11 protein-coding genes, 1 other RNA gene and 1 pseudogene are annotated in these 12623 nt (G+C 42.5%); all 13 read right to left on the reverse strand.

What is annotated here, in order from left to right:
* Positions 1–21: 21 nt before the first annotated feature.
* The 13 genes and pseudogenes from guaA to CVV21_05440 all read right to left on the reverse strand — a co-directional run bounded on the left by guaA (position 22) and on the right by CVV21_05440 (position 12524).
* Positions 22–1551, reverse strand: a complete 1530-nt coding sequence (guaA, locus tag CVV21_05380; protein PKL92185.1) for a GMP synthase (glutamine-hydrolyzing) — start codon at positions 1549–1551, stop codon at positions 22–24.
* 47 nt (positions 1552–1598) lie between these two features.
* Positions 1599–3074 carry an IMP dehydrogenase gene (locus CVV21_05385; protein ID PKL92289.1) on the reverse strand — a complete coding sequence of 492 codons (1476 nt, stop codon included), beginning with the start codon at positions 3072–3074 and terminating at the stop codon, positions 1599–1601.
* A gap of 181 nt (positions 3075–3255) precedes the next feature.
* Positions 3256–4245 (reverse strand): anion permease, encoded by a 990-nt coding sequence (locus tag CVV21_05390; protein ID PKL92186.1) that lies wholly within the window; start codon positions 4243–4245, stop codon positions 3256–3258.
* A gap of 9 nt (positions 4246–4254) precedes the next feature.
* The gene (locus tag CVV21_05395) at positions 4255–4881 is read right to left on the reverse strand and encodes a DUF47 domain-containing protein (protein ID PKL92187.1); all 627 of its coding nucleotides are present in this window, start codon (positions 4879–4881) and stop codon (positions 4255–4257) included.
* A gap of 286 nt (positions 4882–5167) precedes the next feature.
* Positions 5168–6100, reverse strand: a complete 933-nt coding sequence (locus tag CVV21_05400; GenBank protein ID PKL92188.1) for a hypothetical protein — start codon at positions 6098–6100, stop codon at positions 5168–5170.
* Positions 6101–6118: 18 nt separating this feature from the next.
* Entirely contained in the window at positions 6119–7141 is a 1023-nt protein-coding gene (locus tag CVV21_05405) for a hypothetical protein (GenBank protein ID PKL92189.1), read from the reverse strand.
* Positions 7138–7956, reverse strand: coding sequence for a hypothetical protein (locus tag CVV21_05410; protein ID PKL92190.1), 819 nt, complete (start codon positions 7954–7956; stop codon positions 7138–7140). Before CVV21_05410 ends, CVV21_05405 begins: the two co-directional genes overlap by 4 nt.
* Before the next feature lie 42 nt (positions 7957–7998).
* Positions 7999–8389, reverse strand: an RNA gene (gene rnpB, locus CVV21_05415) — RNase P RNA component class A.
* Positions 8390–8400: 11 nt separating this feature from the next.
* A pseudogene (locus CVV21_05420) lies at positions 8401–8901 on the reverse strand (hypothetical protein).
* Between the two features lie 168 nt (positions 8902–9069).
* Positions 9070–9657 carry a hypothetical protein gene (locus tag CVV21_05425; protein ID PKL92191.1) on the reverse strand — a complete coding sequence of 196 codons (588 nt, stop codon included), beginning with the start codon at positions 9655–9657 and terminating at the stop codon, positions 9070–9072.
* Positions 9658–10075: 418 nt separating this feature from the next.
* Complete coding sequence (locus CVV21_05430; protein PKL92192.1) at positions 10076–10657, reverse strand: flavoredoxin; 582 nt, start codon at positions 10655–10657, stop codon at positions 10076–10078.
* An 11-nt stretch (positions 10658–10668) separates the two neighbouring features.
* Positions 10669–11163 carry a hypothetical protein gene (locus tag CVV21_05435; GenBank protein PKL92193.1) on the reverse strand — a complete coding sequence of 165 codons (495 nt, stop codon included), beginning with the start codon at positions 11161–11163 and terminating at the stop codon, positions 10669–10671.
* Positions 11164–11282: 119 nt separating this feature from the next.
* The gene (locus tag CVV21_05440) at positions 11283–12524 is read right to left on the reverse strand and encodes a hypothetical protein (GenBank protein ID PKL92194.1); all 1242 of its coding nucleotides are present in this window, start codon (positions 12522–12524) and stop codon (positions 11283–11285) included.
* Between the last annotated feature and the right edge of the window lie 99 nt (positions 12525–12623).

Genomic DNA, 12623 nt, shown 5'->3' on the forward strand with positions numbered 1-12623 from the left:
CCTTCCAAGCATCCGTTACTACTACTCCCACTCTATTGTCGCGGGGGGTTTGTTAGAAATATCATACACCACCCTGTTTATTCCCTTTACTTCATTTATTATTCTTGAACTGACGGTGCTTAAAAGTTCATACGGCAGTTTTACCCATTCCGCCGTCATACCGTCCCTTGAATGCACGGCCCTTACGGCTAAAACATTTTCATACGTCCTTTTATCGCCCATTACGCCTACGGTTTTAACCGGAAGCAGGACGCCAAAAGTCTGCCATATTGTAAAGTATAATCCCGCCTTTTTTATCTCTTCTACAATTATATCATCTGCCCTCTTTAAAACCTCAAGTTTTTCTTTTGTAATATCGCCAAGTATCCTTACCGCAAGCCCGGGGCCGGGGAAAGGCTGCCTCATAAGCACTTCTTCGGGGATGCCAAGTTTTCTTCCTATTTCCCTTACTTCATCCTTAAACAGGAATTTAAGCGGTTCCACAAGTTTCATATCCATTTTTTCCGGCAGGCCGCCCACGTTGTGGTGCGACTTAATTGTAACCGAAGGCCCTTTTACCGAAACGCTTTCAATAAGATCCGGATACAGCGTGCCCTGCGCAAGGTAGTGAAACTTGCCCAGTTTTTTTATGTTCTGTTCAAAAACTTCTATGAAATAATTGCCTATTATTTTTCTCTTTTTTTCCGGTTCGCTTACCCCTGCAAGCCTTTTTAAAAAACCCGCTTCCGCGTCCGCGTAGCGGACGGTTAATCCAAGTTTTTTATACATTGCCATCACGCGTTTTTCTTCATTAAGGCGCAGCAGCCCGTTGTTTACAAAGACATTTACAAGCTGTTTCCCAATGGCTTTGTTTATAAGAATTGCCGCCACCGTGGAATCCACGCCGCCGGACACGCCGCAGACCACTTTTTTATTTCCCACTTCTTTTCTTATTTCGGCTATGGTGGTGTTAATGTAAGATTCCGCTGTCCAGTCGCGCTTTGCTTTGCATATCTTCGCGAAATTGCTTATTATTTTCTTTCCGTTTTTCGTGTGCACCACTTCTGGGTGAAACTGCACCGCGAAGAAGTTTTCTTTTTTGTGGCTGATAACGGCATATTTGGAACCTGTTGTGGAAGCCGCCACTTCAAAATTTTTCGGAATTAAAGTCATTTTATCGCCGTGGCTCATCCAAACCTGTTCTTTATTCTTAAGCCCTGCCAGAAGCGGGCTCTTTTTAACATGCAGTTCCGCAAAACCGTATTCCCTGTGTTTTGACCCCGCCACTTTTCCGCCAAAGAAATGCGATATTACCTGCATCCCGTAGCAGATGCCCAGCACGGGTATTCCAAGTTCAAATATTCCCTTATCCGGAACCGGCGCGTCTTTTTCATAAACAGAAGAAGGGCTGCCGGAAAGTATTATGCCTTTGGGGTTTAAAGCTTTAATATCCGTAAGTTTCATTGAAAAAGGGTGCACTTCGGAATATATGTTTAATTCCCTTACCCTTCTTGCAATAAGCTGTGTGTACTGCGAACCAAAATCAAGAACCAGTATCATGTCATTTTTCATATTAATTCCCGTGATATTTATTTTAATCAGGCAGCAAGGCCGCTTTTTTATCCGTTAACCCTGTAATTGGGCGCTTCGTTTGTGATTGCAATATCGTGCGCGTGGGATTCTTTAAGCCCCGCGTTGGAAATTTTTACAAACCTTGTGTCCCTCTGCAGTTCTTTTATTGTCTTTGTCCCGCAGTATCCCATGCCGCTTCTTAACCCGCCTATCATCTGATGCACGGTGGACGACAGCCCGCCCCGAAAAGGCACGCGGCCTTCAATTCCTTCGGGAACAAGTTTATCTTCTTCTTCATCCCACTGAAAATATCTTTCCCTGCCGCCGCGTTTTTTCATTGCCGCAAGCGACCCCATTCCCCTGTGAACCTTAAAACTTCTGCCTTCTAACAGTACGGTTTCTCCCGGGCTTTCTTCAGTACCCGCGAAAAGCCCGCCTATCATAACAGAATCCGCGCCTGCCGCTATTGCCTTTACTATATCGCCGGAGTATTTGATACCGCCGTCTGCTATTACCGGAATGCCTTTTTTTGAAGCTGCCTTAACACAGTCCATTATAGCGGTCACCTGCGGCACACCCATGCCGGAAATAATTCTGGTTGTGCAGATAGAACCGGGCCCCATTCCAACTTTTATGCCGTCAACACCCGCCGCTATAAGGTCGCGCGCCGCGTCTTCTGTTGCTATGTTTCCGCCAAGTATATCCACTGACGGGAATCTTTTTTTCACTTCTTTCACCGCTTTTAAAACGCCTTCGGAATGGCCGTGCGCCGTATCCACCACAAGCGCGTCAACACCCGCTTTTATAAGCGCTTCCGCGCGTTCCATCATGTCATTGCTTGGCCCTATCGCGGCTGCCACGCGCAGCCTGCCAAACTTATCAACCGTGGCGTTTGGGTACATTAATTTTTTTTCAATATCTTTAATTGTAATAAGCCCTTTTAATTCAAAATTTTTATTTACCACGGGAAGTTTTTCTATCCTGTTGTCGTGAAGTATCTGCTTTGCCTGTTCAAGCGTGGTACCGGTTTTTGTGGTAATAAGTTTATCCGCGGGCGTCATAATTTCTTTGACCAGCTGTTTTTTATTTTTTACAAAACGCAGGTCCCTGTTGGTAAGGATACCCACAAGTTTTTTGCCCTCTATAATAGGAAAGCCGGAAATGTGATATTTATTCATAAGTTCCCCGGCCTGCATTACTGTGGCATCCGGAGAAAGGGTAACAGGGTCAAGTATCATTCCGCTTTCAGATCGTTTGACTTTGTCAACTTCCCGTACCTGTTCTTCTATTGTAAGATTTTTATGTATAACGCCTATTCCGCCCACCTGCGCCATTGCAATTGCCATTCTGGATTCTGTTACAGAATCCATGGCAGCCGACACAAGGGGTATATTTATATGAATATTTCTGCTGAACCTGGTCTTTGTCTCCGCCTCTTTTGGAAGCACGGCAGAACGCCTTGGAACAAGCAGAACGTCGTCAAATGTAAGGGCCTCTTTAAGAATTTTGGATGAATTATTCATAACTTTGCGGATCATTGTGTTTTCCTCCTTTTGAAGATAAAATATCACATTTACAGGTAATAGTCAATTTCATAAAAATAGATATAATACGGCCGGAAAATTGACGTATTAAAAATAAAAGTATCACATTATGAAAAAATATACACCAATTTTTAAAACAGAAATTTGGGAAAAAACTGTGCTATTTAAAAGGTATTGTCACCAGAAAGTATGCTAAAGCAGAGATAAGTGCGGCAGCGGGAATCGTGATAATCCAAGCCCATATAATTCCGCCTGCAACGCCCCATTTAACGGCAGAAAGCCTTCTTATGGAGCCTACTCCCATTATGGAACCCGTGATAGTGTGCGTGGTGGAAACAGGAATACCCATTGCAGTTGCAACGTATAAGCTTATCGCGCCCCCTGTTTCCGCGCAAAAGCCGTCTATTGGTTTTAACTTGGCCACTTTCTGGCCCATTGTTTTTACTATCCTCCAGCCGCCAAACATTGTGCCAAGCGCGATAGCAACGTAGCACGACAGCGCCACCCACATTGGTATTTCAAAAACTTCTATTATACCGGCGCTGAACAACAGCCCGGTTATAATACCCATTGTTTTCTGCGCGTCATTTCCGCCGTGCCCCATACTGTAAAGGGCGGCTGATAAAAGCTGGCCTTTGCGGAATAAATGGTCCACTTTTACAGGCGTGGATTTTCTTACCAGCTGATATACAAGCTGACCTATCAGCCTGCCAAGAATAAAACCGGCAAGAGGCGATATAACTATAAAAATAGCGGTCTTAAAAATACCGCTGTAAATCAGCGCCGAAGGGCCCACTTTTACCATGGCAGCGCCTATAAGCCCGCCTATCAAAGCGTGTGAAGAACTTGTGGGAAGTCCAAAATACCATGTAATTATGTTCCAAATGCAGGCTCCCATTAACGTCCCAAAAATTACCTGCTGGGTGATTATGTTTACATCAATTATCCCTTTGCCCATAGTTTTTGCGACAAGGTGCCCAAAAAAGAAGAAAGCCAGAAAATTAAACGAAGCCGCCCAGATGACAGCGTATTTAGGGGACAACACGCGCGTTGAAACAATAGTGGCTATTGAATTCGCGGAATCATGAAACCCGTTTAAAAAATCAAAAAGCAAAGCCAGCAGAATAAGCAGTATTATCGTAGTGGTCATATTATCCTTCTATGCCTGTTTTACAAGTATAGACTCTATGTTATGAGCCACATGCTTGCATATATCCAGTGAAGTTTCGGCTATCTGATAGATTTCTTTCCATTTAATTACCTGTATCGGGTCTTTTTCATTTTCAAAAAGTTCCATAAGCGCTGAATCCCTTAACCTGTCGCCAAGCGATTCAAGGTTTCCCACTTCAACGCAGGCTTTTAAAATATTATTCATGTTCTTCATGTCCCTTAATCCCGCAACCGCTCCGGAAATAACATTAACAGCCTGGGTTATAAGCTCCGCGAACTGAACCATATTTTTATCCGGCCCTTTAAGCTTGTACAGCCTCATCCTTGCCACTACAGTATTCATAATGTCATTTACTTCATCCATCTCTTTTGCAAGCTGATGTATGTCTTCCCTGTCAAAAGGGGTGATAAAAGTTTTGTTAAGATGGTCCATAATTGCATACGCCATTTTATCGCCGTTTCTTTCAATTTCTTTCATTTTTGTCTGTGATTGTTCCGTTACCTCGGACTGTGCCACTATTTCGCGGAAACAGGCCGCGGCATCAACCAGGTTAACCGCCTGTTTGTCAAAAAATTCAAAAAAGTTAAATTCTTTCGGAAAAAATCTGGATAGCATAAGTTACTCCTTTAATTTTAGTATAATTTCTGTTAAACGCGATAACTATAACATGTTTTATTCAAAATTTCAAATTGTTAATTTTTAATAAATTTTAGTTTCCCCCGGGTGTTAATACTGTTAATTCTGTGGGTAACTTTCTGTATAACGTAAAACCTGCGGTAATACCGCCTTTTTTTATCCACAGCGTTTCAACAATAGTAAAAACGTATTATTGCCTTTATTTTAAAGGGTTTTATTGGTTTTGTGGTCATTTCACACATGGAATGTTGTAAAAAGCAGACATTTATTGAACAGATGATATTATATATATCCACATGGAAATTGTAAACAAAGACAGCGCGGTGGTCACGGTTATGGCAGCCGCGCTGAATTCGTGGTCGCTGCCGTATTTCTTAACCAGCACATAACTTGAAAGGGCTGTCGGGAAAGAAAAGGTTAAAACAGCCACGCCAAGAGTCTCTTTATCCGTAATTTTCAGCAGATAAGTAAATATAAAAAAGCTTAAAGCCGGAAACAATAGAAGTTTTATAAACGATGCCAGCCCAAGAAGCACCCTGTCCCTGCGGATTATGGCTATATTTAAACCCGCGCCCACAGCCAGAAGCATTAATGGCGACCCCATCATGGCAAGCATGCTGATTGTGTTTGAAAAAACAACAGGTATTTTTAAGCCGTAATAAGAGGCCGCAAGCGCGGCAATGCAGGTAAGAATAAGCGGGTCTTTTAAAAGCACCTCTGCCAGCCTCTGTTTTTTTGAATTATCTTTGTGGATGATATTCAGATAAGCTATTGCAAGCCCTATAAGCACAGGCGCCACAAAACCTGTTACCACGCTTAACCTTGCAAGCCCGTGGGTGCCGTATAAGCTGTAAGCTATGGGAAACCCGATGTAGGCAATGTTGGACCTTAAAGCGCCGTTGACAAAAGCGCCTTTTTTTTCTTTGGGAAGCTTCATCGCTATAAGGACACACAGAATAAATACAAGTACAGACACCGCATAAAGCCCAAGTATAACCTTAATTTCAAAAATTTCTTTAAACGGGACTTTATAAATGGAATCAAATATCATGACCGGCAGGATAAGGTAATACGCAAGATTATTAAGAAAAGTTTCCGTGCAGGGTTCCATCACCTTTTTCTGTTTTAACGCGAACCCGATTGCTATTATTATAAATGTGGGTATTACGCTGTTTATAATTAACATGTTTTTCTCCATTATTATTAAAACTTTAACCTACATCCGGCCGGCCAGTTTTTTTATATCACCAAACCGGGATGACTTAAAATCAGGGTTTAATTTATTTACAACTTTTAAATCCGCGTAGCCGTAGGTCAGAAAAAAAGTAAAACAACCGGCGCGTTTTCCCGCTTCAACATCAAACTGGCTGTCGCCTATCATAAGGGTCTGGCTTTTATCAATTTTATACTTTTTCATTAAAAGGTTCAACGGGTACGGGTGGGGTTTTCTTTTGGCCACGGATTCGCTGCCCAGTATAATATCAAAATAACCGTCTATTCCAAGTTCTTCATTAATGCCCTTTATGTACCGGGAAAGCTTATTGGAAACAATGGCAAGTTTGACTCCCTTTGACTTTAATTCCTTTAACGTTTCTTTAACACCCTTAAACATTATAAGGCCTTTTTTATAGTTAATGTCATATAAACGCCTGTACTGTTTTATCAGTTTATCCATTGAAACATTTTTTATAACGTCAGGAAACATGTCTTCTATAAAGTTATCAAGCCCGGTGCCCACCGCGGTGTGCACCTGTTCCATGGTAAATTTCTTCATGCCGTAATACGCTGCCATGGCATTAGCCGTGGCAAGTATTCCCGGCGCGCTTTCAACCAGTGTGCCGTCAAAATCAAAAATCATAAGTTTAAAATTGTAATCTGAATTTATTGTGTCGTCGTGTGAATAAGGGGGAGAGCACGCGCAGATTATTTTTAAAACGCCCCTGCCCGTGTTTTTTACTTTATGGAGAACGCCCGGCGGAATAAGCACGCTGTCATTTTTTATTACCTTAAAACTTCTGCCATTAAGCGTCATTATGCCGCTGCCCGCGGTAAAGTAATATATTTCCTCTGTTTTTATGTGTTTGTGCCCAATTGTGGAAAGCCCCGGTTTTAAGCTTGCTTCCGCAAGGGTGACGTTTTTCACCGGCGCGTTTGTGGTGTCTGTTATAACGCGGATTATGGAGCTGTCTTTGGTGACAAAAGGTTTTACTTTTTGAATATTGCTTTTATGTATTTTCATTTTATCTTTACCATTACGGGTTTTCTGTTTTTAAACACGGCAATTTCTTTAATGCCTATCTCTTCAAATATTTCATACGCGCGCTTTAACCCGTAAAAAGTGTCCTTAACATAGTGCGAATCAGAGCCCACAGTGATTATTTTTCCGCCAAGTTCCATGTATGCTTTTAGCACATCCGCTCCCGGAAGCATGTCGCCGCCGTGATACCTGAAACCGGATGTGTTAACCTCTATTCCCGCGCCGCGGGAGATGAGTGTTTTTAAAATATCATCAATTTCCTTTTTAAACATCTCGTAGCCGTATTCCGGCAAAAACTGCACGCCGCGCCTGTGCACAAGGTTTAAATGTCCTAAAACATCAAAATTACCGTAAGAGGCAAGTTTGTAAACCTCTTCAAAATACGCTTTGTAAGCGTCTTTAATATCAGAATACTGCTGAAAATACTCTTCATACACAGGGGTAAATTCGCCCACATGGTGAAGCGACCCCATTATAAAATCTATATCCTTATTTTCTATGTACTTTTCATATTCATCATGAAAAATATGCGGCTCGCCGGCTTCAAACCCTTTCATAAGATTGGGAAATCCGCCGCGCGCGTCTTCTATAGCTTTGGTGTAACCGGTGTAATTAAACTTTGTGTGATTCTGTTTGTGAAGCGGGTGAAAATCAAGGTGTTCTGTAATTGTAATATAGCCCACGTTTTCGGCCTTGGCTTTTACAAGTACTTCATCTATGGCCTGGGAAGCGTCCCAGGAAAATGACGTGTGCAGGTGCGAATCTGTATAGTTGTACATCTTTTTTCCTTTTGACATTTAATGTAAAAAATCCACGGGCACACACCCGTGGATTTTTATTTAAAACGGCAGTGTAAGCCGGATTCTGTGTCCCCGTTGCCGGGGTGCCAGCCATTAATCTTAGCGGTCTACCCGGAGCTTAAGAGATGAAGCATCCCTGCCCCTTTGCTTGCGCAAAGAGATCTGCCCCCTATTTGACCTTGCTCCCGGTTGGGTTTTCCGTGCCGTGTCGCTTGCGCTTCACGCGGTGGGCTCTTACCCCGCCTTTTCACCCTTACTCCGTCATGAAAATATCATACACGGAGCGGTCTGTTTTCTGTGGCACTATCCTTTACGCTGCGCTTTCGCGCCGCGCACCCCGCTGTTCTAGTGGGAACCGTGCTCCATGGAGTCCGGACTTTCCTCGGAAGAATCATCTGAATATTCCTCCGTGGCCAGCTGCACTGCCGTTAACTTGCTCTCTTCAATCTGTGGTAATTCGGTAAAACCTTTCGATTTTGCCAGAAGAACAAAGGGCATGGTCTTTATGCGGAAATTATACTCGCTTACCGTGTCCCTGTAATGATTGCGCTTTATCTTATATTCATGTATAAACTCTTTTGTAACAAGGCCCCATTCAAGGTAGTAAAACCTTTCGCGCCTTAATTCCATTTTCTTATTGTACTGTGCAATTATGGTATTAACAGACTCTTCAAGTTTGCCTATGTGCGCGGCTTTATCTTTTAATGTGTCGCCGCCAAGAATAATGCTTCTGGCGCCTACCGCTTCGTCAAAAGGTTTGGGGTCGTATTTCATTTTATCCTTATCCATCATTTCCCTGTACTTAATTGTCCTGTCCACTATCTTGCTTACGTAATATTCCATTCTGCCCCAGTCCTCAACCGAATAACTTTTAAGGTTCGTAAGGGATTGGGTAAAAACCCTGTCAAACATTACAAGGCTGATAAAACCGCCTATTGCCATTCCTATTAGTACTAAAATCAGGGTTGTCAGTTTCTTAACCACGTTATACCTCCGGGTTATTGTTTTGCACCATGAAAACCAGTTTTTAAGCCGTTATTTATTATATCAATTGAATAGCGGGTATGTCAATTCTGAATTGGGCTGGGGAGGGGATATGTTTGTTTACTGCTAAATTATCTTTATCCCCTTCATTGCGTTTTTTACAACCGGGAGTTCTTTTTTCGCCTTAAACTCTTTTTGCGTCATAATATACGGCGACAAAGGATTGCCATAAAGCTTAAGGCAGTTTTTTTCAAGTTTTATTAACGCGGGTTCAATTTCTTTTACCGCCGTTTCATCCTGCACCACAATAAACAGGTCAATATCGCTGTCCGGCTTTTCCACCCCTGAAGCAACAGAACCATATAAAACAGCAGTTACAATTTTACTGTTTTTTAAGCCGTCTTTTATGGTTTTTTTAAGTTCTTTAAGCGGGTCTGCAGCCCCGGGCATTTTATTCATTACCGCTGATATAATGTCATAGGCATAGCTGTCCGTGTTCAACTCCCACAAATTTACGTTTCCCGCCCTTACTACTTTAAGAAAATTAACACTGAACAGTTCGTTTATCGCCCTGTTAACGCTCATGTGGGATGTTTTCAGCTGCCGGGCAATCTCCCTTTCGCTCATTTTAGGCGGATTTGAAAGAAAAAATTCCGCCACACGCGCTTTTGTGCCGGTTGATATAACCTTTAAGACCGATTCATTGAATACCATACGCTCTCCTTTGTAACACTTTATGTTACAATTGTAACATATTACGTTACAAAGTCAAGAATGGTACAAATCTATCCCATAACCATTTATCCCATATCCCATAAATGAAACCCGAGGGACGGAGATAACTTACAGGTAACATCTTACAAGTTACAACTGAAACCTGTTACACCAAAAACGCGCACCTTAAAAGGTGCGGCTACCACTTCCAAACCTTCCTTCCGTCCCTCTGTGCATCTATCCCTCTGTCTCTCGCGTTCTTTCTTCCGACCCTCTGACCTTCCGACCCTCTGACCTTCCGACCCTCTGACCTTCCGACCTTCTGACCTTCCGACCTTCTGCCTTTTCTTCCCAGCTGCTTAGCTTCCCAGCTGCTTAGCTTCCCAGCTGCTTAGCTTCCCAGCTGCTGCCGTTACCGTCATTTTGTCTTTTTAATCTTACTCCCCACAGCAAACGCGTCACCGATTTTATTACCCACGCCATAATAAGCCCTGCTGCCGAAGGAACCAAACATTATGGGCTTAACCTTTTTTATATCAGGGAGGCTGTTTTTGCCAAGCACATTGCTGTCAGCCACTATCCCCACAATTTCGCCTATAAACATAGTGTGCGACCCGACGTTTACGGTATTTACCAGTTTACATTCAAGGCAGTAGGGAAATTCTTTTATATATGGAGCGTTTACAAGCGCGCTTTTTTCAGGGGTTAATTTTGCCTCTTCAAATTTGTTGTATTCCCTGCCGGAAACCAGCCCTGCATAGTCGGCCTGTTTCACAAACTTTTCAGAAGGGATATTTATGGTAAAACATTTATTTCTGATGATATTTTCATGTGTAAGCCTTACCGGCTGCACGCTTATACTGATACACGGCGGTTTGCTTGATGCTATCCCGCCCCATGCGGCATTCATGATGTTGGGAGCGTCATTCTCCCCGTATGTTCCTATTATAAGGACAGGTGATGGAAGCAGTATCGGCTGCGGTGCAAGAAACTTTTTCATAATATACTCCTTTATGCTTGTATCTTTATTTTTTCCTTAAGGATACTGTATACCTCTTCAAATTCCTTTTTGGATTTAAACATCCGGTTGTTGATTGAATATTTTCTTCCGGTAACCGGGGTCAGTTCTATAATAATAGTCCCCTGCACGTTTGTTTCTGTCATATTTGTTATCTCGTACCACTTAAATTCGCACATCTCTTTACGCATAGGAAAAGAAATGCCGTCATCATAAACTGTCAGCACCCTGGGAACTTTTGAAGACATTTCCAGAAGCGGAATCACAATTCCCGCAATAGCAAAGACAACAGAAAACCCTGTCAGCACGTAATAAAAAATATCCGCCTGGCTTTCATTTAGTTTTATAAACCCGTTGATTATAAGCCCCCTGTCATTTGTAACTGCCAGGTGGTACAGCACAAAAGCCCCCGCCCCAAACATAAGGGTTATTAAGGCCATCATCAAATACCCCGACCTGTACCTGTATTCTTTTATTATCTGTTTCATCCTATTTCTCCTTTATGTCAGTTTAATACCTATTTCCACAAAATTTCCGGTAAATTTCCGCGAAATATTATCACCATCGCAGATAAATTGCAGATAAATTGCGGGTAAAAAATCCCGCTTTACTTCCCGGGTTTGTCGGCTTTAAGCTGTTTTTCCCAGTCCACTTTACCCGTAAACTGCATCACCACAAACAGGGTTATAACAACAAGCGCGGTGATTGTAAGCCCTGTGTATCCCTGCAGAAAGAACGCGGCGGAGAAAAGCACAAGGTAAACAAACTGCGACAGCCCCACTTCAAAAAAAGCAAACTTATTGCCCACAACCAGGCGCATGTAGCTTATGACAAGAAAAATGGATACGGCAGAGGCGATGGTAAAGGCAATGTAAATGTTCACCACATCCGCAAGGTAAGAAAGCATAAGGTGGAAGCTGAAAAAAGCCGCGGCAATGAAAAAGTAATTCATTGGATGAATCTTTATTCCCTTTATCGCGGTGATTATGAACATAAGAAAGAAAAAGAAGAACAGCGACACAGGCGCGAAAAAGCTTACCTGGCTGGCAAAAGGGCCGGGATTAAGTTTCTTTGGCATTTCAAGGCCGATATTTATGCCTGACAGCAGGTTCTTGTAATTCCACGCAAGTTCCCACCCTTTTTCTGTTTTCTTTTTGGACGAAGGCGACATAGCCCTTTCCGGAAAATCTATTTTATTAAAATCAGTTGTCATGACAAGGTTAAAGTTTTTCACGTTGGTAACGCTGCTGCCAAAACTGTACCACCAGTTATCCATTCCCTGTGAAACATAAGAAACAGTTACAGACGCTTTTTCACCTGCTTTCATAGGAAGCTTAACAGCCACTTTCCCGTTTGCAGGCCTTACGTTTTCAAATTTTTTCCCGTTAACCATTATTAAAAAGTCGTCATAAACACCGTTTGACGAAGGGAATTTATAGACAAAATTAACATCAGTGTTTTTACCCGCGGTATTAATAAAACCATATTCCCCCGCTATCTTTACTTTATATGTGGAGTACCAAAGCAGCCCCTTCTTGCGGTAATCAAGGTTAAAGTCGGCTTTAAGGTCTGTTGATTCAAGGTTAATGCCAAACTGTTCGATGGTTTCAACCGTACGCGAAGCCATCCTGTCTGTATCTTCATCCCTTTCCTTTACGGTCTTCATTTTCTTTTCCTCATAAAATACATCCGGCGCTTCCTGGTCCTGACTTGCCCCCCAAAGCCCGCCCACACGCTGTTTTAATTTATCATCCTGCGAGTAAGACCGAAAAGAAGTAACCGACCCCAATATCATCCACCCGATTAGAGCAATAACGTAGATAAGAACTAACGGAAATATCTTCTTCATAAACCCTCCTGAAATATTATTTATTGAATTTTCCCTAATTGCCCTATAGTATCCGCCTTATAAGATATTCTGTCAACCAGCCGGATATACTTATTTTCG

The sequence above is a fragment of the Candidatus Goldiibacteriota bacterium HGW-Goldbacteria-1 genome, from assembly GCA_002839855.1.
GTDB lineage: Bacteria > Oederibacteriota > PGYV01 > PGYV01 > PGYV01 > PGYV01.